Below are 25,543 nucleotides of genomic sequence, written 5' to 3' on the forward strand. Positions count from 1 at the left end.
CAACTCACCACGACAGTCAACATCACAATCAAACAAAGAGCGTCACACGACGTGTTCAATTGCTGAACGCAGGGGCGTAGGTTCCGCGCTGTATCGGTTCGCCAAACGAAGCGAGTACATATGCACACCCCCACACAAACCCCCACATACTCCCCCACCGTCCTCGCCGCCGAGCTACGGCTCCCCACGAACTGGCTCGACTACACGCTGCTCGGTATCTACTTCGTCGTCGTGCTGGGCATCGGCTTCGCCGCCCGCCGCTCGGTGAAGACCAGCCTCGACTTCTTCCTCTCGGGCCGCTCCCTGCCCGCCTGGGTCACGGGCCTCGCCTTCATCTCGGCCAACCTGGCCGCCACCGAGATCCTGGGCATGGCGGCGAACAGCGCGCAGTACGGCGCCTACACCGTCCACTGGTACTGGATCGGCGCCATCCCGGCCATGGTCTTCCTCGGCCTGGTGATGATGCCCTTCTACTACGGCAGCAAGGTCCGCTCGGTCCCGGAGTTCCTGCTCCTGCGCTTCGACAAGGGGGCGCACCTGCTCAGTTCGATCCTGTTCGCCTTCGCCGCGATCCTGATCGCCGGTGTGAACCTCTACGCCCTGGCGATCGTGGTGGAGGCCCTGCTGGGCTGGCCCCAGTGGGTGGCGATCGTGGTGGCGGGCTTCTTCGTGCTCGCGTACATCACCCTCGGCGGACTGTCCTCCGCGATCTACAACGAGGTCCTGCAGTTCTTCGTGATCCTGGCGGCCCTCATCCCCATCACCGTGCTGTCCCTGAAGAAGGTGGGCGGCTGGGACGGCCTGACGGACACCCTCACGAAGTCCCACGGCGACGACTTCGTCACGGCCTGGGGCGGCACGGGCATCGGCGAGGCGAACCCGCTGGGCGCGAACTGGCTGACGATCGTGCTCGGCCTCGGCTTCGTGCTGTCCTTCGGCTACTGGACGACGAACTTCGCCGAGGTCCAGCGCGCGCTCTCCGCGAAGAACCTCTCGGCGGCCCAGCGCACCCCGCTGATCGCGGCGTTCCCGAAGATCTTCATCGTGTTCCTGGTGATGATCCCTGGGCTGGCGGCCGCGGCCCTGATCCCGGGCTTCGGCACGGAGGAGTCGGGCTACCAGTACAACGACGCCATCCCGTACCTGATGGAGGGGCTGCTGCCGAACGGCGTGCTGGGCATCGCGGTGACCGGCCTGCTGGCCGCCTTCATGGCGGGCATGGCGGCGAACGTGTCGTCCTTCAACACGGTGTTCACCACGGACATCTGGGCGAAGTACGTGGTGACGGACCGCGAGGACTCCTACTACGTCCGCTTCGGCCGCCTGATCACGGCCATCGGCGTGCTGGCCTCGATCGGCACGGCGTTCCTCGCCTCCTCCTTCTCCAACATCATGAGCTACCTGCAGACCCTGTTCTCCTTCTTCAACGTGCCGATGTTCGTGGTCTTCATCGTCGGCATGTTCTGGAAGCGCGCGTCGATGAAGTCGGGCTTCTGGGGTCTGCTGGCCGGCACGACGGCGGCGATGATCAACTACTTCGTCTTCTACAAGCAGGACATCATCTCCATCCCCTCCGACCAGGGCGCGAACTTCGTCTCCGCGATCGCGGGCTTCGTGGCCGGCGCAGTCGTCATGGTGGCCGTCTCCCTCTTCACGGCACCGAAGCCGACGGAGGAACTCCAGGGGCTGGTCTACGGCACCCGCTCCCCCGGCATGGCCGAGCCGCCGGCACCGGGCGACGAGGCCTGGTACCGCAAGCCGGCGCTGCTGGGCTGGGGAGCGATCGTGCTGGCGGCCGCCTGCTACATCCCGTTCTCCTTCTGACGACCGGAGGTTGAGAGACCATGACAGAGAACTCCGACCACTCCGACCACTCCGAGAACCCGGACCACCCCGAGCACTCCGCGCGCCACGGGTACTCCGAGAAGGACGTCCAGCGGGAAGTCACCGAGCTGGAGGGGAAGTCCGCGACAGCCGCCCGTCTCTTCGACATCCGGCGCATCATCGGCGGCCTCTTCGTGATCTACGGCGTGATCGTCACGATCGTCGGCCTCACCGACGACGACGCCGCGATCGACAAGGCCGAGGGCGTCAACATCAACCTCTGGACCGGCCTCGGCATGCTGCTGCTCGGCCTGTTCTTCCTGGCATGGCTGAAGCTGAGGCCCACGGCTCCTCCGCCGCCGGACGTCGACGCGGGTGCCGCGCCGGGAGGCAAGCCCACCGAGTAGCGGCCGGGGCGCCGACCCGACGTGCCGGGGCCGAGGTCCGCCGGGACCCCGGCCCCGTACGCGTTCACCGATCAGTGACGGTCACCAGCGTCAGAGCTCGCCCGCCGGGCAGGGCGAGAACCCCACCACGTCGCACATCCCCCGCGAACCAGGCGCCGTTCTCCAGCTCCGCCGTCCAGCGCCGCCACCGGAACGGAGCCCGCGCCTTCATCACCGGCGTCCAGTCGCCCTCATCGTCACCGACCTTCGCCTGCACGGCGATTCCACCGCGCACCCTGGTCCCCCGGACCCTCCGCACCGAGGTGCAGTACTGCCAGGAGTGGTTTCCCAGCGTCGTGTCGATCGCCCGCACGCACTGCATCGCGAGAGAGGCCAGCGCCAAGGGACGAAGACTGACGAACATCAGCAGCAGAAAGACAGCCCGCACCGTCTCCAGGTCCCGGTCCCGAATGACTATGACGGCCAGGGTCAGCAGGGCCCACACAACCGTCCACGTCACCAGCCGAACCAACCCGCGTCGCCATGTCGCCACGAGGACGGACTGGGTCTGCGGGTCGTCGACGGCACGGGGGGCGGTGGGGGGAGGGGCGCTCTGGTGCACGGGGAGATCGCTCTTCATGCGGGTGATTCTCCCCTGGAAGGGACCTGGGCTCTTCGGTCAGGGCTCCAGCCCTGGGCCCGCGTCCGGGGCCGAGTGCGGCACAGGCCCCGCCCGATCCAGCAACCCAGTCCGCGCCGCCAACGCTGCCGCCTCCAGTCTCGAACCGACCCCCAGTTTCATCAGCACCCGCTGGACATGGGTACGGGCCGTCGAGGGGGCGATGCCCATGCCCGCGGCGATCAGGCGGGTGTCCTCGCCGTCGGCGACCCGGACCAGGACCTCGACCTCACGCGGCGTGAGCATCTGAAGCAGCCGCTGGCCCTCGTCGTCCGGTTGGGCGGCCGGGTTGAGGAGTTCGCTGAACGCGCCCTGCAGCAACTGTGGGGCCACCGCCGCCTCGCCCGACCGCGCCTTCATGATCGCCCGTTCGACGCCCTCTATGCGCTCGTCGTGCCGTACGTAGCCGGAGGCGCCCGCCGCGAACGCCGCCGCTATGCCGCGCGGGCTCGGCACCGGGCCCAGGACGAGCACCGCCACCTGTGGACGCTCCCGCTTGATCTTCACCACCGGATCGAATATGCCCGGCTCGGCCGGTGTCGCCGTCCCCAGCAGGCACACCTCCGGCGCCCGCGTGATCACCAGTTCCGCCGCCCCCGCGGCGGGCGCCGCCGCGGCCAGCACCCGGTGCCCCCTCAGTTTCAGTGCCGAGGCCAGCGCCTCGGCGAGCAATCGGTGGTCGTCGACCACCATGAGCCGCACTCCCATCGAGCAACCCCCCAGTCCCCCCAATGGATCTCCATCAATACCCAGGACCGGCGCCGCCGGTCCGGACGCCCCACTATGGATGCCCACTGGTCCGCGCGGACAGAAGCCCCCTCCCGGCTCCCCCCGCCTTTCATGCCCCCGGAAGCTACACGCTTGTTCGACATTGCGCTCCCCCTACCGGTGAGAAGTGCCCCGGAACGGCGGAATTTCTGGCTTTCCGCGCATTCGCGGACGACAGGCAGTACGCCCCCACGCCCCCCTTGGGCGCCGTCAGTCGCCCTTCAGTCGCCCGTCAGTCGCCCTTCAGGCATCCGTGCCGAACGCGATCACCAGGTACTCCTTCGCGGCCGGGCTCGCCGATCCGGTCGCCTGCACCGCCGAGATGTACAGCCGCCCCTGCGCATAGAGGTACTCGGCGCGCTCCGGAGGCAGGCCGGCCTCGGCGTCGCGCACGGCCTGCGTGGCCGGATTCTCCAGCAACTCGGTCTGCGCGAAGGTGACACCGTCGATGCTGACGACCTGACCGCCCCGGGCGGCGTTCGGCGACCGCTTGTAGGCGAGCAGATTGCCGCCGTCCATCCGCAGCGGCGCGATCACGTAGCCGTCGCCCGCGGCCGTACGCTGCCCGGTCTGTCTGCCGGTGGTGAGGTCGAACGCGACGATCTCGTTGGTCTGCCCGGAACCGCCGCCGTCATGTGCCTTCGTCGGCAGGTACAGCCGGTCCTTGCCGACCGCCGACTGTGCGCACTGCTCGATTCGGCGGATGACGTCGCACGCGGCCGCATACCGCTCGGCCGGCGCCAAGATCCGCGTACGCAGCTTGCCGGTCCGGTTGTCGATGGAGAAGTAGTCCGAGATGCCGCCACCGCCACCCGCGCCGCCGCCGGCGTTCGCGGCGACGACCAGCGGGTCGGTCGAGACGATGCCGACCTGTTCGATGCCGTCGGCCATCCGGTACGCCGAGATCACCTTTCCGGTCGCCGGGTCGATGGTCTGGATGTGCAGTTGGAGCCGACCGGACGCCCGGCACTTGCGCACCGCCACCAGCTTCGGACCGCCGCCGTACCCGGCGTCGTAGCAGGTGTCGCTTGCCTTCGGCGTCCACAGCGACGCGCCGGAGGCGATGTCGAACGCGGCGCCCCCGGCGGCCCCGCCTGCGGCGACGGTGTGCGCGCTGATGGTGATGTTGTCGAACCGGATCGGTTGGCGGCCGCGCAGGGCGGAGCCGGTCCACAGCTTCCGGCCGGCGTCGAGGTCGATCGCGGAGACCTGGGTGCAGCCGTGCGTCGGCTTCGCCTTGGTCGGCATCGCGGACTCGTGGACGACCGCCGTCAGACCGTCCTCGGTGGTGTGGTCGGTGACCGCGCACACCGGGCCGGGCAGCGGGATCGTCCACAACTCGGTGCCCTTGTCCGGGTCGTGGCCGGTGATCTCGGCGACGCCGGTCTTGACGTACGCCTTCCCGGTCAGCCATGAGCCGGGGACGGCGCCGCCCGCGCCCCCGGCCTTGGGCGAGGGGACCTGGAAGAGGACCCTCGCGGCGGGGTTGGCGGGCACCTTCTCGCTGCCCCGGGACGTCGTGCCGTCGCCCTCGTCGGCCGCCCTGCCGGTACCGCCGCCGACACCCGCCGTGTCGTCCTTGGCGGCCTCGTCACCGGAGCCCGCGTACAGGACACCACCGCCGATGATCAGCGCGATCGCCACGACCGCCGCGACGACGACGGCCCACCACCCCTTGGGCCTCCGCCCGCCGCCACCGGGCCCGGCGAGCGGGGGGTGCGACGGCGGGGGCGCCTGCGGGGCGCCGTAACCGGAGTTCCAGTCGTACGGATCCTGCGGCCGGCCGTAAGGACCGGACTGCGGGCCGGGCATCGGACCGGGCTGCAAGCCGGGCAGCGGGCCGGGCTGACCGCCGGGGCCGCCGTACCCGGAGGGCGGCGGAGGCAGCACGGGCGGCAGGGAGGGCCTCGGCGGCGTGGGGGGCGCACCGTAGCCACCCTGCTGCGGTGGCTGGGTCATACGCGGCTCTCCCCTCGCGAACTGATGTGCCGCCACTCCTGCGCCGTCGTGTTTCCGCCACACCAGCGGTTCTCGGCCTGTTGGCGAGCAAGTCTTTCTACCACCCGGCGCGGACGACGCACCGGACCGCGTCCACCCCGGGTTCCCGAGGCGGGCGGGCCGATGCCGCCGCTGCTACGCGTCCTCGGCGAGCTCCAGCCAGCGCAGTTCCAGTTCGTCCCGCTGGCCTGCCAAGTCGCGCAGTTCGGCGTCGAGTTCGGCGACCTTCGCGAAGTCGGTGGCGTGCTCGGCGATCTGGGCGTGCAGCTTGGTCTCCCGCTCGGAGAGCTTGTCGAGCTGCCGCTCGATCTTCTGCAGCTCCTTCTTGGCGGCTCGCTGGTCGGCGGCGCTCCTCTCCGGTACGGCCTTGTCGGCGGCCGGGGCGGGGGCCGCCGCGGCGGCGACCTGGGCCTCCATGCGGTGGCGGCGCTCCAGGTACTCGTCGATGCCGCGCGGGAGCATCCGCAGGGTGGCGTCGCCGAGCAGGGCGAAGACGCGGTCCGTGGTGCGCTCGACGAAGAACCGGTCGTGGGAGATGACGATCATCGAGCCCGGCCAGCCGTCGAGGACGTCCTCCAGCTGGGTCAGGGTCTCGATGTCCAGGTCGTTGGTGGGCTCGTCGAGGAAGAGGACGTTGGGCTCGTCCATGAGCAGGCGCAGCAACTGCAGGCGGCGACGCTCACCACCGGACAGGTCCCCGACCGGCGTCCACTGCTTCTCCTTGCCGAAGCCGAACGTCTCGCACAGCTGCCCGGCGGTCATCTCGCGGCCCTTGCCGAGGTCCACGCGCTCACGCACCGCCTGAACGGCTTCCAGGACACGCCAGTTCGGGTCGAGCTCGGCGACCTCCTGGGACAGATAGGCGAGCTTGACGGTCTTGCCGACCGCGATCCGCCCGCCGGCCGGCTGCGCCTCGCCCTCCGTCCGCGCCGCCTCGGCCATGGCACGCAGCAGCGATGTCTTCCCGGCCCCGTTGACCCCGACGAGACCGATGCGGTCGCCGGGTCCGAGCTGCCAGGTCACATGCTTGAGCAGCATCTTGGGACCGGCCTGGACGGTCACGTCCTCCAGGTCGAAGACCGTCTTGCCGAGCCGGGACGAGGCGAACTTCATCAGCTCGCTGCTGTCCCGGGGCGGCGGTACGTCCTTGATGAGCTCGTTGGCCGCCTCGACCCGGAAGCGCGGCTTGGAGGTACGCGCGGGGGCGCCGCGGCGCAGCCAGGCCAGCTCCTTGCGGACGAGGTTCTGCCGCTTGACCTCCTCGGTGGCGGCGATGCGCTCGCGCTCGGCGCGGGCGAACACGTAGTCGGAGTAGCCGCCCTCGTACTCGAAGACGTCGCCGCGCTGGACGTCCCACATGCGGGTGCAGACCTGGTCGAGGAACCAGCGGTCGTGCGTGACGCACACGAGGGCCGAGCGGCGCTCGCGCAGGTGCTGGGCGAGCCAGGAGATGCCCTCGACGTCGAGGTGGTTGGTGGGCTCGTCGAGGACGATCAGGTCCTGCTCCTCGATGAGCAGCTTGGCGAGCGCGATGCGCCGCCGCTCGCCGCCGGAGAGCGGGGCGATGACGGTGTCGAGGCCCTGCGGGAAGCCGGGCAGGTCGAGCCCGCCGAACAGCCCGGTGAGCACATCGCGGATCTTGGCGTTGCCGGCCCACTCGTGGTCGGCCATGTCCCGGATGACCTCGTGCCGGACGGTCGCCTCGGGGTCGAGCGAGTCGTGCTGGGTGAGTACGCCGAGGCGCAGCCCGCCGGAGTGGGTGACCCGGCCGGTGTCGGCCTCCTCCACCTTGGCCAGCATGCGGATCAGGGTCGTCTTGCCGTCGCCGTTGCGGCCCACGACGCCGATGCGATCGCCCTCGGAGACGCCGAGCGAGACACCGTCGAGCAGGGCACGGGTGCCGTACACCTTGCTGACGTTCTCGACATTGACCAGGTTGACGGCCATTTTTCTCCTGACAGGGGGGATCGCTCGACCCTCCAGAGTAGTCGGGCGGGCCGTCGCCCCTTCAAATACGCCTGCTCACAGGGGCCGCACAGGGGTTCCACAGAGGCTCTCCCAAACCCGCCGGGCCCCTACTCGGACGTAGGGATTCCCCTAGTTGACGTGACCTCTTCAAAACGGCCACCTTGTGCGCACAGGACAAGGCCACCCCCCACCGCCCCGTCCGTGCACGTTTCCCAGAAGGGGTCCCACCCCCATGTTCGTGCAGCACTCCCCCACACCCCGGACGCCCGGCCGCCGCAGACGCGGTGCGCTCGCCGCTCTCGTCTCCGCCGCCGCCCTGCTCACCGTCGGCGCCGCGTCGACCGCCCCGGCGTCCGCGACCCCCGCCGAGGGCGTCATCCTCGGCGCCGACGCCCCGGGTGCCATCAAGGACAGCTACATCGTCACCCTCAAGGACAGCGCCGGCTTCCGCGCCGCCTCCGCCAAGGGCAAGGCGCTCGCCACCCGGTACGGCGCCGAGGTCGAACGCACCTACAAGCAGGCCCTCAACGGCTACGCGACCGAGATGACGGAGGCCGAGGCCAAGCGGCTCGCCGCCGACCCGGCCGTCGAGCGGGTCGTCCAGAACAAGACCGTCCACGTCAACGGCACCCAGACCAACCCGACCTGGGGCCTGGACCGCATCGACCAGACCGACCTGCCGCTGTCCTCGTCGTACACCTACCCGGACAGCGCGGGCAGCGGGGTGACGGCGTACATCATCGACACCGGAGTCCGCATCACCCACAGCGACTTCGGCGGCCGGGCCTCCTACGGCTACGACGCGGTCGACGGCGACTCCACCGCGCAGGACGGCAACGGACACGGCACGCACGTGGCCGGCACCGTCGCGGGATCGACGTACGGCGTCGCCAAGAACGCGGACATCGTCGCCGTGCGCGTCCTCGACGACGACGGCTCCGGCACCACCGACGGCGTGGTCGCGGGCATCGACTGGGTGACCGAGAACGCGCAGTTCCCGGCGGTCGCCAACATGTCGCTGGGCGGCGACGCCGACTCGGTGCTCGACGAGGCGGTCGAGAACTCCATCGCGGCCGGCATCACCTACGCGGTCGCGGCGGGCAACGACAACACCAACGCATCCTCCAACTCCCCGGCCCGCGTCTCGGCGGCACTCACCGTCGGCGCCTCGACCAGCGCCGACGCGCGGTCGTCGTTCTCCAACTACGGGTCCGTGCTGGACCTGTTCGCGCCGGGATCGAGCATCACCTCGGCGTCCAACGCCTCCGACTCCGGCACCGCGACCTACTCGGGTACGTCGATGGCGTCCCCGCACGTCGCCGGCGCGGCGGCCGTCTACCTCGGCGAGAACCCGAGCGCCTCGCCCTCCGCGGTCGCCTCGGCGCTGACCTCGGCGGCGTCCTCCTCCACGCTCACCAGCGTGGGAACCGGCAGCCCCAACCTGCTGCTCCAGGTCACCCCGGCCGGTGACGGCGACGGCGGCGACACCGGCTCCAGCTTCGAGTCGGCCACCGACGTCTCCATCCCGGACGCGGGCTCGGCGGTCTACTCGCCGATCACCGTCAGCGGCCTGACCGGCAGCGCGCCCAGCGACCTGTCGGTGTACGTCAACATCGTCCACACCTACCGCGGCGACCTGGTCATCGACCTGGTCGCGCCGGACGGCTCGACGTACCGCCTGAAGAGCAGCAGCTCCTCCGACTCGACGGACAACGTCGACGCCACGTACACGGTGGACGCGTCCAGCGAGACGACCGTCAACGGGACCTGGCAGCTGAAGGTCCAGGACGTCTACAGCGCGGACACGGGCTACATCAACAGCTGGAAGCTGACCTTCTGACCGACGGCTGAGGGCACAGGGCCGAGGGCTGAGGACACAGGGCCGAGGGCCCGCAGAGCAGTGCGCCCCGGGGCGAGTTCCCCGGGGCGCATCACTGTCTCCGATGTCAGCGGCGGGCCGCCGCCGCGCGGACCTCGGCGAGGAGGTCGTACATGACCTGGCCGGGGCACTCGGTGGCGAAGTAGTCGCGGTGACCGCCGACCGTGTTCGTGTCCTTCTTCGTGCCGTTGACGGGGTTGGTGTACGTCACCCTCGCCTGCGGGTCCAGGCCCTTGAACCGGGAGATCACCTTGATCAGCCGGATCAGGGACGCCTTGGCCGCGTCCGTGGGAGGCTGCTGGCCGAGGGTGCCGAGGAGGGCGATGCCGAGGGCGCCGGAGTTGTAGCCCACGGAGTGGAAGCCGGTGACGAGGTCGCCGTCCGGGTTGAAGGCGGGGATGCCGTCGTCGCCGGAGTAGCGGCCCTCGTAGACGTTGCCGGCCTCGTCGATGAGGAAGTGGTAGCCGATGTCGCCCCAGTCGTTGGTGATCGCGTGCATCTCGTAGATCGCACGCACCGTCGCGGCCGGGTCGGGATCGTCGTTCGGCGTCGCCGTGTGGTGGACCGTGATGATCTGGAGCGGGTAGTACTTCTCGGGCGAGTTGACCGAGCCGTCCGCCTTGAACCGCTTGGACTCGTCGGCACCCCAGGCCGGCCGCGAGAGGTAGCGCACGCCACGCACGCGCGTGGGCTCGCTCGGCACATGGAAGGTGCGGTCGGGGCCGTCGGTGGTGTCGATCGCCAGCGAGTGCACGCCGTCGATGTCACTCGATGCCTTCACCTCGTACGCGGTGGCGTTCTGGGCGGCGACCAGGGCCGTGCCGCCGTCCTCGACGATCGCGCAGCCGCTCTTCAGGGGCTGCCAGTCGCCGTCCGCGAGCCGGATGGCGGCGCCCTGCTTCGCACCGGACCAGCGCACACCGACGTAGGAGGCGGCGAAGGCGGTGGTCGCCTCGCCGGTGCCCGAGGCGGCCTCGGTCCGGGTGGCGGGGAACTTCTCCGGCGTCGTACCGGAATCGCCGGAGCCGGCGGCTGAGTTGTCTGTTTCGCCGGAATCGGTGGACGCGAACACCATCGGCGTCACCGCGGCACCGGCGGCCACCGCCCCACCGGCGGCGATCATGCCGCGCCGGGAGAGCGAGCGCTTTCTACGGTGAGTGGAGGGAGTGGGGGTGGGGGTTTCGGACACGGGGAAGTACGCCTTCCAGAAGTGCAGTTGACGGCGTCGAGCGGGGGGAGGCCGACGCTTGAAACGTCAAGCGACCCTAACCATCCCACCCGCCCCACGCGTACTCCGATCGCAGTACATTCGTGTGAAGATCGGGCAAAGAAGCCCTACTTGTGAGTACGGCGTCACGCTCCGCCCTCGTCCGCCCGCTGCTGCGGGATCAGCGCCGCCGCCGGGGCGAGTCCGCGCCCCCGCACCGACTCCTCGCCCACCGGCATGTCGTCGCGCAGCAGGCCCTCGGGGACGAGGAGGGCGGCCGTGACACCGCCGTTCGGCGACGGGCGCAGCTCGACGCGCAGCCCCTGCCGCTCGCGCAGCCGGTTCACCACGAACAGGCCGATCTGCTTGGCGTCGAGGAGGTCGACCTTCTCGGACTGGATCTTGCGGTTGGCCTCGGTGAAGGCCTCCTCGTTCATGCCGAAACCGCTGTCCTCGACCTCGACGAGAAGCCCCTCACGCATGCGCGCGGCGCGCAGCTGCACCTTGGTGCTGGGCGGGGAGAACGCCGTGGCGTTCTCGACCAGTTCGGCGAGGAGATGGATGACGTCGGCGACCGAGCCGCCCACCAGCGACACCTTCGGCACCGCCCAGATCTGCACCCGCTGCGCGCTCTCGATCTCGGCGACGGCCGCCCGCAACACGTCCGCCAGCGGAATCGGGTCCCGCCAGCCACGCCCCGGCGCGATGCCGGACAGGATCAGCAGGCTCTCGGAGTGCCGGCGCATCCGGGTCGCCAGGTAGTCGACGCGGTACAGGTCCTGCAGCTCCGCCGGGTCCTGCTGACGTCGCTGCATGCCCTCCAGCAGGTCCAGCTGACGGTGCAGCAGCACCTGGCTGCGGCGCGCCAGGCTGACGTACACCCCGGAGATCCCGCTCAGCAGCTCGGCGCGCTCGCTCGCGGCCTTCAGCGCCGCGCGCTGCACCGCGGTGAGCGCCGTGCCGACCTGGGCCAGTTCGTCGCCGACCAGGCGTCGCATGGGCGCCTCGGCGTCGATGTCGACGCCCTGCCCGGCGTGCAGTTTGCGCATGGCCTGCGGGAGGCGCCGCCCGGCCACCTCGAGGGCGTCGTTGCGCAGGTCGAGCAGTTCGACGATGAGCCCGCGCCCGACCAGCACGGAGACCAGCAGCGACAGCAGCACACCCACCAGACCGAGCACCACCGCCACGCCCGAGGCGCCGAGGGTGTCCCAGCCGAACGGGTCGGCCTGCGCGGTGGCGCCCGTACCGGCCGCCGTCTCGGCCTCGGCCAGCTCCGTCAGCACACCGGACGCCGCCGAGTCCCAGCCCACGAGCGACGTGGCCGTCACGGCCGCCGCGCCGGGACCGGCATCGCGCACCCGGTTCTCCACGTCCTGCACGCGCGCGTACTCGTCGCCCTCCAGGATCTCGTCGTACGCCGCCCGGTGCCCGGCCTTCAGGTCGGCGACCGAGGATTCCAGCAGCTCGCGCTGCGTGGCGACGGCACCCAGGAACAGCTCGTACTCGCCCCGGCCCAGCGTCCCGCGCGCGTCGGCGGCCCCCAGCAGCGCCTGCTCGCGCGCCAGCGCCTCGCGCGCGCGGGCGAGTTCGAGCACCACGCGCGCCTCCGAGGAGGCGTCGGTGCCGCGGTCGTCGGTGAGCGCCCCGGTGACGGCGAAGGCGTGCTCGACGATCGCCGAGTAGGCGGTGTACGCGGCCGAGGGCGCCCCCGCCTTCTTCGCGGTGGCCTCGGTGCGCAGCCGCGCCAGGTCTCCGGCGTCGGCCTCCAGGCGGTCGATGCGCCCCGGCAGGCTCCCGTCGAGGAGGCCGGCGTCCGAGCTGGAGGCGTTGATGCCGGCCAGCAGGGCGGTGGCGGCCCTGTCCGTGGCCTTGTGGGCCTCGGTGAAGGCGTCGGGGGCGGCCGAGTACCGCATCGCGGCGGCCCGCTCGTCCTGCAGCGCGGTGACGAAGTCGCCGACGGGAGTGAGGAGTTCGGAGTTGACGTCCTTGGCTCGCTCGGTGTCACCGATGCCGGCCACGGTCGTCACGGCGGCGTAGCCCCACAGCGCCATGAGGGACACGATGGGCAGCATCAGCAGGGAGACGATCTTCGCCCGCACCGATCTGGGGCGCAGCCGGGCGGATGTTCGAGGGAGGCGCATGAAGTGGGTCCTCGTTCAGGGAGGGACGTTTCTGCATGGTTCGGCGCCGGCGCCCCGGAAAGGGGCGCCGGGCTGTATCGGTTCACGGCTCCGCCGCGTGGGCGCGACCGGCCACGACGGAGCCGCCGACGGCCGTTACGGCTGCGCTTCCAGCGGCGCGCTTACGCCGTGGTGAGCTCGACCTCGCGCAGCAGCTCCGCCGCGGCCGCCGACTCGTGCCGCTTGCCGGTCGGCGAGAGTGCCACATACGCGGCGGCCAGGAACAGGAACGACCCGAGCACCACGGCCAACGGGAAGATGAACTCCGTGGCGGTGGCCCCCGGCAGCTCCGAGCTGCTGGGCGCGAGGGAGATGCTCACGGCGTACATCGCGGTGTAGTGCATGCTGCTCACCGCCAGTCCCATGACCAGCGCGGCGACGGCGGCCAGCACGGATCCGCGCACCACCAGCGTGAGCGTCAGCGCGGCGGTCGCGGCGACGACCGCGATCGCGACGGAGGCGATGACGAGCATCGGGTCGTAGTCGACCTCGCCGTGCAGGTTGAGGGCGGCCATGCCGGTGTAGTGCATGGCGGCGACGCCGAGACCGGCGCCGAGTCCGCCGAGGATGACGGACAGCACACGCGAGCGCCCGTATCCGGCGGTGAAGACGCCCGCCGCGACCACGCCGACGGCCATCAGCAGGCTCAGCGCGGTGATCGGGACGTCGAAGCGGATCGGGGAGCCATCGACGCTGAACCCCATCATGGCGATGAAGTGCATGGTCCAGATGCCGGACCCGATGGCGAGAGAGGCGAGCAGCAGCCAGTTCCGTTTGGAGGTGCCGTCCGCCTCAAGTGCCCTGACGGTGCAGCGCAGCCCGAGGGCCGAGCCGACGCAGGCCATGGCGTAGGAGAGGACGGGCGTGACCCATCCGGCGCTGAAGTGGTCCATGTGCCCCATGGGGACTCCTCTGAGGTACCACCGGTGAAGGAGGACCGGGGATGGCTGATCATGCCAGCCGTTTCCAGGACACAGAGTGACCTGAAAGAGACCATGGAGACGATTGTCAAACAATCAACTACCGTGAAATAGCCATCACTTGACCTGCATACCTATGCAGATTGGGGGGCTGTATGGGCCCAGGTGGAGATGTTGTGAGGGTTTTATGCAGACAGTACGGTGGCGCCCGGCGCGGGCCCGGACGCCGTACGGACCGCCCGACAGGTGCCCGACGACCGTAGGGTTTCGGCCACCTTCTCCGCCGACTCCGGGTCACGGGCGAGGAACGCCGTGGTCGGTCCCGAACCGGAGACGAGCGCCGTGAGCGCACCGGCGGTACGGCCGGCGGCGAGAGTGGCGGCGAGCTCCGGGAAGAGGGAGAGGGCGGCGGGCTGAAGGTCGTTGGAGACGGCCGCGGCAAGCGCGTCCGGGTCGCCCTTCGCGAGGGCGTCGAGCAGCGGCTCGGAGGCGACGGGCTCGGGGATGTCCGTGCCCTCGCCGAGCCGGTCGAACTCCCGGAAGACCGCGGGCGTGGACAGCCCACGCTCGGCCATCGCGAACACCCAGTGGAAGGTGCCGCCCACATCGAGCGTACGGAGCTTCTCGCCCCGCCCGGTGCCCAGAGCCGCCCCGCCGACCAGGCTGAACGGCACGTCGCTGCCCAACTCGGCGCAGATGCCGAGGAGTTCCTCGCGGGAGGCGCCCGTGCCCCAGAGCGCGTCGCAGGCGAGCAGCGCGCCCGCGCCGTCCGCGCTGCCGCCCGCCATGCCGCCGGCGACCGGGATGTCCTTGGCGATGTGCAGGTGCACATCGGGCGTACGGCCGTACCGCGCGGCCAGCGCCTCCGCCGCGCGGGCGGCGAGGTTCGTACGGTCGAGGGGCACCTGGTCCGCGTCCGGGCCGTCGCAGGTGACGCGCAGGCCGTCCGGCGAGGGGGTCACGGTGACCTCGTCGTACAGGCCGACCGCCAGGAAGACGTTGGCCAGGTCATGGAAGCCGTCGGGGCGGGCGGCGCCGACCGCGAGCTGGACGTTGACCTTGGCGGGCACCCGGACGGTGACGCTCGCGCTCACTTACTCGGACTCCTTGTGCTGGGCGGCTTCCTTGTGCTCGGCGATGCGGGCGAACTCCTCGACCGTCAGCGCCTCTCCGCGTGCCTGCGGCGAGACGCCGGCCGCGACGAGGGCCGCCTCTGCGGCCGCCGCCGAGCCCGCCCACCCGGCGAGCGCGGCCCGCAGCGTCTTGCGGCGCTGGGCGAAGGCCGCGTCGATGACGGCGAAGACCTCGCTCTGGGAGGCGGTGGTCTTGACCGGCTCGGAGCGCCGGGTCAGGGCCACCAGCCCGCTGTCGACGTTCGGCGCGGGCCAGAAGACGTTGCGCCCGATGGCGCCGGCCCGCTTGACCTCGGCGTACCAGTTGGCCTTCACGGACGGCACGCCGTACACCTTGGAGCCGGGCGCGGCGGCCAGGCGGTCGGCGACCTCCGACTGCACCATCACGAGGGTGCGTTCGATGCTCGGGAAGGTGGCGAGCATGTGGAGGAGGACCGGGACGGCCACGTTGTAGGGGAGGTTGGCGACCAGCGCGGTGGGCGGCGGGCCCGGCAGCTCGGCGACGTGCATCGCGTCGGAGTGCACCAGCGCGAAACGGTCGGCGCGCTCCGGCATGCGGGCCGCGATGGTGGCGGGGAGCGCGGCGGCCAGGACGTCGTCGATCTCCACGGCGGTGACGCGGTCGGCCACCTCCAGCAGGGCGAGCGTGAGGGAGCCGAGCCCCGGCCCCACCTCGACCACCACGTCGTCGGGGCGGACCTCCGCGGTGCGGACGATACGGCGGACCGTGTTCGCGTCGATCACGAAGTTCTGGCCGCGCTGCTTGGTGGGACGCACACCGAGGGCTGCCGCCAGCTCACGGATGTCGGCGGGGCCCAGGAGGGCGTCGGGGGTGGGGCTGCTCACCCGACAAGGGTACGGGGGCCGAGGACGGGGACTGTCCAGGTGAGGCCCCGCCGGGCCTCACCCGTGCAACCGACCCCCGCAATGCGGCCAGGGACTGGCCCCCTGCCGCACATAGAGCTGCTTCGCCCGCAGCGTCTGCTCCGCCGCCGGCGCATCCTGCGGCCGCCCCTTCCCCCCGAGGCTCCGCCAGGTCTGCGTGTCGAACTGGTACAGCCCGCCGTACGTCCCCGACGAGTCCACCGCGTCCGGCCGCCCCCCGGACTCGCACGCCGCCAGCCCCTGCCAGTCCAGCCGGTCCGCACCGCGCACGGACGTCGGCAGCGGCTTCGTCCCGACCTTCACGACCTGCGTCTGCGGCTCCCGTACCACCTCGGTCCGGATCCGCCGCGGCTTCTGCCGGACGCCGTTGACCATGCGCAGCGAGTACGTGATCCGCCTGAGCCCCGGCACCCCCGCCCGCTCGACGACCTCCGTGCCCCGGAAGACCGAGGGATCCTCGACCCGCTCCACGGCGAACGCGATCGCCTCGTCGCGGATCTCCTTCCTGCCGGTGATGCGCAGGACCGTGACCGTCTGCCCGTCGCGCGGGAAGGTGTCGAGCGGGACGGACGTGGTGTCCTGCCCGCGCAGCGTGATGCCGGCCTGGTCCACGACCTCCTGCACGGTCGCCGCGTTCGTGCGGATGGTGCGCGCCCTGCCGTCCGCCATGACCGTCACCGCACGCTCGGTGCGCACATCCAGCGCGAGCCCCTCGCGTCCGATACGCCGGGAGCGCGAGGTCGACACATACGCCCCTTCCGCACGCACCCCCAGCTGCTTGAGCGCCGCCTCCACCGTGTGCGCCGTCGTCCACACCTCGCGCCGCTGACCATCGAGCGTGAGCCGCACGGGCCGCCCGTAGCGCACCGCGACCTCGTCACCGCTGGTGAGGGCCGCGTCGGGAGCGGGCGCCACCACATCGTGCGCCCCCACCTTCACGCCCTCGTCGGTGAGCAGTTCGGTGACGTCGTCCGCGAAGGTGTGCAGGGTGCGCGGCTTGCCGTCGACCCTCAGCTCGACCGCCTTGTCCTTGGCGACGAAGGCAGACGTCCCGCCCGCGAGGAACGCGACGACCAGCGCCTGCGGCACGAGCCGGCGCATGGACCCCTCTCCCCGCTCGACGGGGCGCGCCTTACGGCGGTGCGCGGCCCGCCGCCCGCGCCCTGGGCGCACAACCGGCTCGGGCTCGGGCTCGGGGTCCTCGTACGCGGGCTTGTACGTGTCCTCGTAGGTCTCGTACGCGTCGTACGCGGCGTGCTTCCCGTACGGCTCACGGAGCCCGTGCGCCTCATGCGCCCCGTGATGGGAACCGTGGGACGCATGAGACCCATGGGTCCCGTGGGCTCCGTGCATCGCGTACATCTCGTACGCCGGTCTGTAACTCTCCGTACGCGTCCCATAGCCTCCATGCACCCCCTGCACCCCGTACCCCAGCGTCTGGGCGCTGTACGGGTCGAAGCCGCCGTACGCCGGGGGCTCGTGGGCGGCCGGGCTCGGGCCATACGTCTCGAACTGCGCGTTGCTCACGACGACACGCTCCAGCGGAGTACTCCGGATCGGGCCCCCAGAACCTAGCGGAGGGGTGGTGACTCTCCAAAGCGACTCGACTACGCACAGTGGCGACGGGACCCCGCGGAAATCCGTACGAGCGCCGCCCGGCGGGGATGGGTCAGTAGCCGAATGCGCGGGCCGTGTTCGCGCCCAGGGCCGTCGCCAGCGCATCCTCGCCGATCCCCCGGACGGCGGCCATGGCACGCACCGTGATCGGAATGAGATACGGAGCGTTGGGCCGTCCGCGGTACGGGGCCGGTGTGAGGAAGGGCGCGTCGGTCTCCACGAGGAGCAGCTCCAGCGGGGCCACCGCCACCGAGTCCCGCAGGTTCTGGGCGTTCTTGAAGGTGACGTTGCCCGCGAAGGACATGAAGTAGCCGGCGGCGGCGCACACCTGCGCCATCTCGGCGTCCCCGGAGTAGCAGTGGAAGACGGTGCGCTCGGGCGCGCCCTCCTCCTTCAGCACCCGCAGCACGTCCGCGTGCGCCTCGCGGTCGTGGATGACCAGGGCCTTGCCGTGCCGCTTGGCGATCTCGATGTGGGCGCGGAAGGACGCCTCCTGCGCCTCCTTGCCCTCGGGCCCGGTGCGGAAGTAGTCGAGGCCGGTCTCGCCGACGCCCTTGACCTGCGGGAGTGCGGCCAGCCGGTCGATCTCCGCGAGCGCCTCGTCGAGCGCCCGCGCACCACCCGGCTCGCGCGCCCCCTGCCGGGACCAGCCGTCGGGGTCCCCGTGCACGATGCGCGGCGCCTCGTTGGGGTGCAGGGCGACGGTCGCGTGCACGGCGTCGTACGCCGCCGCCGTCTCGGCCGCCCACCGCGAGCCGCGTACGTCGCAGCCCACCTGCACGACCGTGGTCACCCCGACCGACGCCGCCTTGGCCAGGCCCTCCTCCACGGTGCCCGACTGCATGTCGAGGTGGGTGTGGGAGTCGGCGACCGGCACCCGGAGCGGTTCCGGGAGGGGCGGGGCGGCGTGCTTGTCGGCGGCGTTCGAAGGCATGCCCCGATCCTACGAAAGGGGCACGCCCGGCCGGCCGGGTGCTCGGCTCAGCTCGCCTTGCGGTGGAAGACGTGCAGGAGATCGGCGAGATGCCAGTGGTGGTCCGGCTGCTGCCCGTCCGCCGCCGCGTCCTGCTGCGAGGAATCCGCCTGCCGGGGAATGGGGCGGGGGCGGCGCAGGGAGTTCTGCACGGAGGACACCTGGCCGGGCCGCATGATCCGCACGACATGGCCGTCGCAGTTCTGGCACGTGGGCCGGCTCAGCGGCGACGGCACGACCTGGCCGTTCGCGACGTACATCACGAACTCGTGGCCGTCACCGTCTATGTGGTGCTCTATCTCGTACGACTGCTCCCAGCCGTGCCCGCAGCGCATGCAGGCGAACGAATACGACTCGTGGACGACGGCGGTCGCGGCGCTGCGAAGGCCCGTGGTCTGCTGTGCGATCTCACTCATGCCAGCTCCTGTGGTCCGCTGGGTGGGACGGTTCGCGTCCCACGACCCAGTGGACTCCCCCGCAGGAGCGAACGCACGCCATCTGTCCAGTGTTGGCGTCGACTTGGGCGTTCCTTGCCGAAAGGCCCGGGTCCCTTTACCCCCGCATGGGGCGCACGCTCAGCCGAGATACGCCCTGCTCACACGGCATTTCACGCCCCCGCGTTCTTCGCCGCCACCACGGCGTCGAAAACCTCCCGCTTCGGCACCCCGGCCTCCGCCGCCACCGCCGCGATGGCCTCCTTGCGCCGCTCCCCCGCCTCTTCGCGCACGCGAACGCGCCGTACGAGCTCCGCGGCGTCGACCTCCTCGGCACCCTTCTCCGGCGCCCCCTCGACCACCACGGTGATCTCCCCGCGCACGCCCTCGGCGGCCCACTCCGCGAGCTCCCCCAGCCCGCCCCGCCTGACCTCCTCGTACGTCTTGGTCAGCTCCCGGCACACGGCGGCCCGCCGCTCGGCGCCGAACACCTCGGCCATCGCGGCGAGCGTGTCGTCGAGCCGGTGCGGCGCCTCGAAGTAGACGAGCGTGCGCCGCTCCTCGGCCACCTCCCGCAGCCGCCCCAGCCGCTCCCCCGCCTTGCGCGGCAGGAAGCCCTCGAAGCAGAACCGGTCGACGGGCAGCCCGGACAGGGCGAGCGCGGTGAGCACGGCGGACGGCCCCGGTACGGCGGTGACCCGGATGTCCTTCTCCACGGCCGCCGCGACCAGCCGGTACCCCGGGTCGGACACGGACGGCATCCCCGCGTCCGTCACCAGCAGCACCCGCGAGCCCTCCAGCAGCGCCTCGACCAGCTCGGGCGTCCGCGCCGACTCGTTGCCCTCGAAGTACGACACGACCCGTCCGGCCGGCTGCACGCCCAGCGCCTGGGTGAGGCGCCGCAGCCGCCGGGTGTCCTCGGCGGCGACCACGTCCGCGCCGGCCAGCTCCTCCGCGAGCCGGGGCGGGGCGTCCTTGACGTCGCCGATGGGGGTGCCTGCCAAAACAAGGGTTCCTGTCACGTTTCCATCCTCGCAGGGCGCATCCACGGGACTCCCACAGACGTGTTCCCTACGATGGCGCGGTGACCAGTACAGCGTCGTCCATGGACTCCACGGCCACCCGGCAGGACCAGGCACCGCACGAACAGCGGCCGTCGTGGCAGCAGCGGCTGCGCCGATTCGGCTACACGGGGGCGCCCGGAAGCGACGTACGCGAGCGGCTCGTGCCCCCGTACGTCCAGCCCAGCCCGCGGCTGTGGCAGTTCCTCGGCGTCTCGCGGCCGCTCGCGGAGCGGATGGTGCGCTGGTCGGCCTGGGGCGGTCCGCTGCTGGTCACCCTGCTCGCCGGGGTGCTGCGGTTCTGGAACCTGGGCAGCCCGAAGAAGGTGATATTCGACGAGACGTACTACGCCAAGGACGCGTGGGCGATCGTCAACCGCGGCTTCGAGCTCAGCTGGGACAAGAAGGCCAACGACCTGATCCTGTCGACCAACGGCGACGTGCCCCTCCCCACGGACGCGGCGTACGTCGTGCATCCGCCGGTCGGCAAGTACGTCATCGGCCTCGGCGAGCTGATGTTCGGCTTCAACCCCTTCGGTTGGCGCTTCATGACGGCGGTGCTGGGCACCCTGGCCGTCCTGATGCTGTGCCGCATCGGCCGCCGTATCTTCCGCTCGACCTTCCTCGGCTGCCTCGCGGGCGCGCTGATGGCGGTGGACGGGCTGGCCTTCGTGATGGCGCGCACCTCGCTGCTCGACGGGGTGCTGATGTTCTTCGTGCTGGCGGCGTTCGGCTGCCTCGTCATCGACCGGGACCGGGCGCGCGCGAGACTCGCCGCCGCGCTGCCGGCCGACCCAGACGGCCGGGTCCGCCCCGACGCGTACATCGCCCATACCCTGAGCCTGGGCCTGCGCCCCTATCGCTGGCTGGCCGGCCTGATGCTGGGCCTGGCCATCGGCACCAAGTGGAACGGCCTGTACTTCCTGGTCGCGTTCGGTCTGATGACCGTGCTGTGGGACGTCGGTGCCCGCAAGGTCGCCGGTGCGTACGCCCCGTACACGGCGGTCCTCAAGCATGATCTGGGCCTCGCCTTCGTGGCGACGGTCCCGGTGGCGATCGTCACGTACATCCTGTCGTGGACGGGCTGGATCCTCTCCCCGACGGACGGCACCGGCGGCTACTACCGCGACTGGGCGTCCGCCAACGGCCGCAGCAGCAGCTGGTCGTGGCTGTTCCCCGACTGGTGGCTCAGCCTGTGGCACTACGAGCACCAGGTGTACGAGTTCCACGTCGGCCTGTCGTCGCCGCACACCTACCAGTCCAACCCGTGGAGCTGGATCGTCGACGGCCGCCCCGTGTCGTACTTCTACGAGTCCCCCCTGCCCGGCAAGGACGGCTGCCCCGTCGACGCGGGCGAGAAGTGCGCCCGCGAGGTCCTGGCCATCGGCACCCCGCTGCTGTGGTGGGTGGCCGCCTTCGCGATCCTGTACGTCCTGTGGCGCTGGGCCTTCCGCCGCGACTGGCGCGCCGGCGCGATCGCCTGCGGCGTGGTGGCGGGCTACCTCCCCTGGTTCCTCTACCAGGAACGCACGATCTTCTTCTTCTACGCCGTCGTCTTCCTTCCCTTCCTCTGCCTCGCCGTGGCCATGCTGCTCGGCGCGATCATCGGCCCACCGCGTGCCGGCGACACCCGCCGGGTGGTGGGAGCGACGGGGGCGGGTGTGCTGGTGCTGCTGATCGCGTGGAACTTCATCTATTTCTGGCCGATCTACACGGGGACGGCGATCCCGGTGGACGACTGGCGGTCGCGGATGTGGCTGGACACCTGGGTCTAGCCTGCGTAACAGGAGGAGTCGATGATCGTTCACTTAGGTATGAACGTGACTAAACGGACAATTGCCGTCATCGCCCTCGCTGCTGCGGCAGTCATGTCGGCCTCCACCCTCGCCAACGCGGACACCCCCGACTCACAGCCCCGGAGCGTGAACCTGGTGTACCCGTACTCAGCCACCTACCCACCGGGCGTGCTCCCCCTGGCGGCCGCCGCTCCCGCGGTCGCCCTCCTCGGCGTCAATCCCTTCGGCGCCCTCTGAGGATCCTGAGGTTCACCTCCCACTGAGAGCGCTGTGGTCGGCCGGCCGGTCGACCACAGCGCTCAGCCATGTCCGCCACAAAACGGCCAACAAAAGAAAACACCTCCCACAGGTTTCCCCCACACCACTTACAGTTCGGGTGACCAACGGGGAGGGGACCATGTCCAAGGGGGTCAAAGTCGCCGCAATAGGCGGCGTGTTCGCGGTGATGGTGGGCGGGGCCGGGTACGGCGCCTACAACATCATGTCCGCGTTGAACGGGGGCGGGGCGACGGGGGCCGCGGGGCCGGCGCCGGCGCGCTCCGGGCCGCCCAGTGCGGAGGAGGTCGAGGAGACCACGGCGAAGTTCTTCGCGGCCTGGGAGAAGGGGCAGGCGGCACAGGCCGCGGCGTACACGAACAACGACGCGGCCGCCGAGCGGGTGCTGACGTCCTACGGCAAGGAAGCCCACATCACCGGCGTGAAGATCACGCCGGGCAGGACGAGCGGCGCCACCGTGCCCTTCAGCGTGAAGGCGAAGGTGTCCTACGGCGGGAAGTCCAAGGCGCTCGACTACCGGACCGAACTCACCGTCGTCCGCGGGCTCACCACCGGCAAGGCCCTCGTCGACTGGCAACCCACCGTGATCCACCCGGAGTTGAAGCGGGACGACACCCTCGTCACCGGCGAGGCGGCGAGCCCGCCCATCGAGGCCGTCGACCGGAACGGCACCGTGCTGACGAAGGAGAAGTACCCCTCCCTCGGCCTGGTCCTGGACACCCTGCGCGAGAAGTACGGGGACGAGGCCGGCGGCGAGCCCGGCATCGAGCTGTCGATCCGGCACGCCGACGAGTCGCCGGACACCTCGCTGCTGACCCTCGCCAAGGGCAGGGCCGGCAAGCTGGAGACGACGCTCAGCGCGAGCGTGCAGGCGGCCGCCGAGAAGGCCGTGAAGCAGTACGCCCAGTCCTCGGTGGTGGCCCTCAAGCCGAGCACCGGTGAGGTGCTGGCGGTGGCGAACCACCGCGACGACGCCTGGAACGCGGCCTTCGAGGGCAAGGTCGCCCCGGGCTCCACCATGAAGATCATCACCGCGGCGATGCTCATCGACAACGGCGTGACCTCGATGAACGGCCCGGCCCCCTGCCCGCCCACGGCCATGTGGCAGAGCCAGACCTTCAAGAACCTCACGGGCCTGGAGCCCGACGAGAGCGCGAACGCCACGCTGGCCAACGGGTTCATGCGCTCCTGCAACACCGCCTTCATCAAGCTCGTCGACGAGGACCCGCTCACGGACGCCTCGCTGACGGCGGAGGCCGAGGAGCGGTTCGGGCTCGGCCGGGGCGACTGGAAGACCGGCATCACGTCCTTCGACGGCAGCGTCCCCGCCGCCACCGGCCCGGATCGCGCGGCCAACGCCATCGGCCAGGGCCAGGTCCAGATGAACCCGCTGAACATGGCGTCGGTGACGGCCACCGCGATCACCGGCGAGTTCCGCCAGCCGTATCTCGTCTCGCCCGAGCTCGACGGCCGGCAACTGGCCACCGCCGAGGGGCTGCGGGCGAGCACCGCCGCCCAGCTGAAGCAGATGATGCGGATGACCGCGACCCGGGCCCCGGGCACCGCCGTGCGGGCCATGTCCGGGATCCCCGGCGACATCGGCGCCAAGACCGGTTCCGCCGAGGTCGACGGAAAGGCCACCTCCGACAGCTGGTTCACGGGTTTCCGTGATGATGTGGCTGCCGCGGCCATGTCCCAGCAGGGCGGTCACGGCGGCGACGCGGCGGGGCCGATTGTCGCAGCCGTGCTACGAGCGTCCGGCTGAACTTATCCCCCGCGGCACGGGACTCTAGTGTGGGCGGCGTCGTTGGTATGCGTGAGGTCGGCGGGGCGGCGGGGGCCCCTGGAATACGCGAGGGAACTGAAGGCAGTGGGTAACAGAAGGCGCGTCGCCGAGCGACGGAAGACCAACCCCGCGGTACTCGGCGGGATGATCGCCGTGGTCGTCGGCGGCGCCGGGTTCGGCGTCTACGCCCTGTACGGCGGCGGAGCGGCGGCCGACAGCCGTACGCCGACGGCGTCCTCCGCCGGCGACCAGAACGCGAAGAAGGTCAAGACCGGCCCGCTGTCGGCCAAGGAGGTCACCACAGCGGCCGAGGCCTTCCTCACCGCCTGGCAGCAGGGCAAGGTGACCGAGGCGGCCGCCGCCACGGACGACACGGCGGCCGCGAAGGCCTTGCTGACCGGCTACACCAAGGACGCCCACATCACGGACGTCACCCTCACCGAGGGCACCCGCACCGGCGCCAAGGTCCCCTTCTCCGTGAAGGCCACGGTGTCGTACAAAGGCACCACCAAGCCGCTGACGTACGACACTTCGCTCACCGTCGTCCGCCGCGCCGAGGACGGCGAGCCGCAGGTCGAGTGGCACTCGGCGGTCGTCCACCCCGACCTCAAGGACGGCGACACCCTCGTCACCGGCGAGTCCGGCACCCCGCCGGTCAAGGCACTCGACCGGGACGGCGGGGAGCTGACGGAGAAGGAGTACCCGTCGCTGGGCTCGGTCCTCGACGGGCTGCGCGAGAAGTACGGCGAGAAGGCCGGCGGCAAGGCGGGCGTCGAGCTCCAGGTGATCCGGGGCAAGGAGTCCAAGAAGGCCGAACTGTCCGACAAGACCCTGCTGGAGCTGAGCAAGGGCACGCCGGGCACGGTGAAGACGACGCTGAGCCCGGCGCTGCAGGCCGCCGCGGAGAAGCAGGTCGCCGCGAAGCCGAAGGCCTCGGCGGTCGTCCTGCGCCCGTCGACCGGTGAGATCCTGGCGGTCGCGAACTCCTCGAAGGGTTTCAACACCGCCTTCCAGGGCTCCCTCGCCCCCGGCTCCACGATGAAGGTCATCACCTCGTCCCTGCTGATCGAGAAGGGCCTCGCGTCGGCGGACGAGCAGCACCCCTGCCCGAAGTACTTCACGTACGGCCACTGGAAGTTCCAGAACGACGACAAGTTCGAGATCAAGGGCGGCACCTTCAAGGCGAGCTTCGCCCGCTCCTGCAACACGGCCTTCATCAGCCAGGCCCCCGAGCTGGACGACGACAGCCTGACCAAGCAGGCCCAGCAGGTCTTCGGGCTGTCGATGAACAACTGGTCGGTCGGCGTCCCGACCTTCGACGGCGCCGTCCCGGTCCAGTCCCAGGCGCAGATGGCGGCCTCGCTCATCGGCCAGGGCGGGGTGCGGATGAACCCGCTGAACATGGCGTCGGTCTCGGCGACGGTCAAAACGGGCACCTTCAAGCAGCCCTACCTGGTGGCCCCGACGGTCGACAACCGCACCCTCGCCACCGCCTCCCGCACCATGTCGGCGTCCACGCTCTCGCAGCTGCGCGAGCTGATGGCCTACACGGCGGCCTACGGCACGGCGGCCGAGGCGATGTCCGGGGTCACCGGTGACGTCGGCGCGAAGACGGGCTCGGCGGAGGTCGACGGCCAGAAGAAGCCCAACGGCTGGTTCACCGCGTACCGGAACGACCTCGCGGCGGCGGGCGTCGTGCAGGCGGGCGGCCACGGCGGCGAGACGGCGGGGCCCATCGTGGCGGCGCTGCTGAAGGCGGGCGGCTGAGCCTCA

Annotated in this window: 20 protein-coding genes; 7 read left to right on the forward strand and 13 right to left on the reverse strand. The window is 71.0% G+C overall.

The window, feature by feature from the left end:
- Positions 1 to 120 precede the first annotated feature (120 nt).
- Together ABD932_RS33485 and ABD932_RS33490 are read left to right on the forward strand one after the other, a co-directional pair.
- On the forward strand, positions 121 to 1,824 hold the full coding sequence (locus tag ABD932_RS33485; protein ID WP_345018609.1) for a sodium:solute symporter family protein: 1,704 nt from the start codon (positions 121 to 123) through the stop codon (positions 1,822 to 1,824).
- Positions 1,825 to 1,844: 20 nt separating this feature from the next.
- The gene (locus tag ABD932_RS33490; protein WP_345018611.1) at positions 1,845 to 2,231 is read left to right on the forward strand and encodes a hypothetical protein; all 387 of its coding nucleotides are present in this window, start codon (positions 1,845 to 1,847) and stop codon (positions 2,229 to 2,231) included.
- A 64-nt stretch (positions 2,232 to 2,295) separates the two neighbouring features.
- On the opposite strand, the gene ABD932_RS33495 is transcribed toward ABD932_RS33490, so the two are convergent.
- The 4 genes from ABD932_RS33495 to ABD932_RS33510 all read right to left on the reverse strand — a co-directional run bounded on the left by ABD932_RS33495 (position 2,296) and on the right by ABD932_RS33510 (position 7,602).
- A complete protein-coding gene (locus ABD932_RS33495; RefSeq protein ID WP_345018613.1) occupies positions 2,296 to 2,850 on the reverse strand; it encodes a PH domain-containing protein in 555 nt (184 codons plus the stop codon).
- Positions 2,851 to 2,889: 39 nt separating this feature from the next.
- Complete coding sequence (locus tag ABD932_RS33500; RefSeq protein ID WP_345018615.1) at positions 2,890 to 3,597, reverse strand: helix-turn-helix transcriptional regulator; 708 nt, start codon at positions 3,595 to 3,597, stop codon at positions 2,890 to 2,892.
- A gap of 303 nt (positions 3,598 to 3,900) precedes the next feature.
- Positions 3,901 to 5,616, reverse strand: a complete 1,716-nt coding sequence (locus tag ABD932_RS33505) for an outer membrane protein assembly factor BamB family protein (protein ID WP_345018617.1) — start codon at positions 5,614 to 5,616, stop codon at positions 3,901 to 3,903.
- 174 nt (positions 5,617 to 5,790) lie between these two features.
- Positions 5,791 to 7,602 (reverse strand): ABC-F family ATP-binding cassette domain-containing protein, encoded by a 1,812-nt coding sequence (locus ABD932_RS33510; protein ID WP_345018619.1) that lies wholly within the window; start codon positions 7,600 to 7,602, stop codon positions 5,791 to 5,793.
- Between the two features lie 253 nt (positions 7,603 to 7,855).
- Between ABD932_RS33510 and ABD932_RS33515 the strand changes: the two genes are divergently transcribed.
- Entirely contained in the window at positions 7,856 to 9,463 is a 1,608-nt protein-coding gene (locus ABD932_RS33515) for a S8 family peptidase (RefSeq protein WP_345018621.1), read from the forward strand.
- Positions 9,464 to 9,569: 106 nt separating this feature from the next.
- Here the strand turns inward: ABD932_RS33515 and ABD932_RS33520 are convergent, their stop codons facing one another.
- From ABD932_RS33520 to rsmI, 9 genes are all read right to left on the reverse strand, one after another.
- A complete protein-coding gene (locus tag ABD932_RS33520) occupies positions 9,570 to 10,691 on the reverse strand; it encodes a peptidoglycan recognition protein family protein (RefSeq protein ID WP_345018623.1) in 1,122 nt (373 codons plus the stop codon).
- 164 nt (positions 10,692 to 10,855) lie between these two features.
- Positions 10,856 to 12,850 carry a sensor histidine kinase gene (locus tag ABD932_RS33525; RefSeq protein WP_345018625.1) on the reverse strand — a complete coding sequence of 665 codons (1,995 nt, stop codon included), beginning with the start codon at positions 12,848 to 12,850 and terminating at the stop codon, positions 10,856 to 10,858.
- 161 nt (positions 12,851 to 13,011) lie between these two features.
- Entirely contained in the window at positions 13,012 to 13,791 is a 780-nt protein-coding gene (locus tag ABD932_RS33530) for an MHYT domain-containing protein (protein ID WP_345018627.1), read from the reverse strand.
- Positions 13,792 to 13,994: 203 nt separating this feature from the next.
- Positions 13,995 to 14,903 carry a 4-(cytidine 5'-diphospho)-2-C-methyl-D-erythritol kinase gene (locus ABD932_RS33535; protein WP_345018629.1) on the reverse strand — a complete coding sequence of 303 codons (909 nt, stop codon included), beginning with the start codon at positions 14,901 to 14,903 and terminating at the stop codon, positions 13,995 to 13,997.
- Positions 14,904 to 15,788, reverse strand: a complete 885-nt coding sequence (rsmA, locus tag ABD932_RS33540; protein ID WP_345018631.1) for a 16S rRNA (adenine(1518)-N(6)/adenine(1519)-N(6))-dimethyltransferase RsmA — start codon at positions 15,786 to 15,788, stop codon at positions 14,904 to 14,906.
- Positions 15,789 to 15,845: 57 nt separating this feature from the next.
- Positions 15,846 to 17,354, reverse strand: coding sequence for a ubiquitin-like domain-containing protein (locus ABD932_RS33545; protein WP_345018633.1), 1,509 nt, complete (start codon positions 17,352 to 17,354; stop codon positions 15,846 to 15,848).
- A 142-nt stretch (positions 17,355 to 17,496) separates the two neighbouring features.
- Positions 17,497 to 18,378: a TatD family hydrolase gene (locus tag ABD932_RS33550; RefSeq protein ID WP_345018635.1), complete on the reverse strand. Its 882-nt coding sequence runs from the start codon at positions 18,376 to 18,378 to the stop codon at positions 17,497 to 17,499.
- Positions 18,379 to 18,425: 47 nt separating this feature from the next.
- On the reverse strand, positions 18,426 to 18,833 hold the full coding sequence (locus ABD932_RS33555; RefSeq protein WP_345018636.1) for a hypothetical protein: 408 nt from the start codon (positions 18,831 to 18,833) through the stop codon (positions 18,426 to 18,428).
- 191 nt (positions 18,834 to 19,024) lie between these two features.
- On the reverse strand, positions 19,025 to 19,873 hold the full coding sequence (gene rsmI / locus ABD932_RS33560; protein WP_345018638.1) for a 16S rRNA (cytidine(1402)-2'-O)-methyltransferase: 849 nt from the start codon (positions 19,871 to 19,873) through the stop codon (positions 19,025 to 19,027).
- A 62-nt stretch (positions 19,874 to 19,935) separates the two neighbouring features.
- Here rsmI and ABD932_RS33565 point away from each other — a divergent pair, with 62 nt between their 5' ends.
- The 4 genes from ABD932_RS33565 to ABD932_RS33580 all read left to right on the forward strand — a co-directional run bounded on the left by ABD932_RS33565 (position 19,936) and on the right by ABD932_RS33580 (position 25,537).
- Entirely contained in the window at positions 19,936 to 21,687 is a 1,752-nt protein-coding gene (locus ABD932_RS33565) for a dolichyl-phosphate-mannose--protein mannosyltransferase (RefSeq protein ID WP_345018640.1), read from the forward strand.
- A gap of 45 nt (positions 21,688 to 21,732) precedes the next feature.
- Positions 21,733 to 21,945 (forward strand): hypothetical protein, encoded by a 213-nt coding sequence (locus tag ABD932_RS33570; protein WP_345018642.1) that lies wholly within the window; start codon positions 21,733 to 21,735, stop codon positions 21,943 to 21,945.
- 160 nt (positions 21,946 to 22,105) lie between these two features.
- Complete coding sequence (locus tag ABD932_RS33575; protein WP_345018644.1) at positions 22,106 to 23,749, forward strand: penicillin-binding transpeptidase domain-containing protein; 1,644 nt, start codon at positions 22,106 to 22,108, stop codon at positions 23,747 to 23,749.
- Positions 23,750 to 23,854: 105 nt separating this feature from the next.
- Positions 23,855 to 25,537, forward strand: coding sequence for a penicillin-binding transpeptidase domain-containing protein (locus tag ABD932_RS33580; RefSeq protein WP_345018646.1), 1,683 nt, complete (start codon positions 23,855 to 23,857; stop codon positions 25,535 to 25,537).
- The last annotated feature ends 6 nt before the right edge of the window (positions 25,538 to 25,543 follow it).

Source organism: Streptomyces shaanxiensis (genome assembly GCF_039537145.1).
GTDB lineage: Bacteria > Actinomycetota > Actinomycetes > Streptomycetales > Streptomycetaceae > Streptomyces > Streptomyces shaanxiensis.

Bases quoted from the DNA above. Each gene is read 5' to 3' on its own strand.
- ABD932_RS33485 (WP_345018609.1), top strand. From the start codon at position 121: ATGCACACCCCCACACAAACCCCCACATACTCCCCCACCGTCCTCGCC.
- ABD932_RS33490 (WP_345018611.1), top strand. From the start codon at position 1,845: ATGACAGAGAACTCCGACCACTCCGACCACTCCGAGAACCCGGACCAC.
- ABD932_RS33495 (WP_345018613.1), bottom strand. From the start codon at position 2,850: ATGAAGAGCGATCTCCCCGTGCACCAGAGCGCCCCTCCCCCCACCGCC.
- ABD932_RS33500 (WP_345018615.1), bottom strand. From the start codon at position 3,597: ATGGGAGTGCGGCTCATGGTGGTCGACGACCACCGATTGCTCGCCGAG.
- ABD932_RS33505 (WP_345018617.1), bottom strand. From the start codon at position 5,616: ATGACCCAGCCACCGCAGCAGGGTGGCTACGGTGCGCCCCCCACGCCG.
- ABD932_RS33510 (WP_345018619.1), bottom strand. From the start codon at position 7,602: ATGGCCGTCAACCTGGTCAATGTCGAGAACGTCAGCAAGGTGTACGGC.
- ABD932_RS33515 (WP_345018621.1), top strand. From the start codon at position 7,856: ATGTTCGTGCAGCACTCCCCCACACCCCGGACGCCCGGCCGCCGCAGA.
- ABD932_RS33525 (WP_345018625.1), bottom strand. From the start codon at position 12,850: ATGCGCCTCCCTCGAACATCCGCCCGGCTGCGCCCCAGATCGGTGCGG.
- ABD932_RS33530 (WP_345018627.1), bottom strand. From the start codon at position 13,791: ATGGGGCACATGGACCACTTCAGCGCCGGATGGGTCACGCCCGTCCTC.
- ABD932_RS33550 (WP_345018635.1), bottom strand. From the start codon at position 18,378: ATGCCTTCGAACGCCGCCGACAAGCACGCCGCCCCGCCCCTCCCGGAA.
- ABD932_RS33555 (WP_345018636.1), bottom strand. From the start codon at position 18,833: ATGAGTGAGATCGCACAGCAGACCACGGGCCTTCGCAGCGCCGCGACC.
- ABD932_RS33575 (WP_345018644.1), top strand. From the start codon at position 22,106: ATGTCCAAGGGGGTCAAAGTCGCCGCAATAGGCGGCGTGTTCGCGGTG.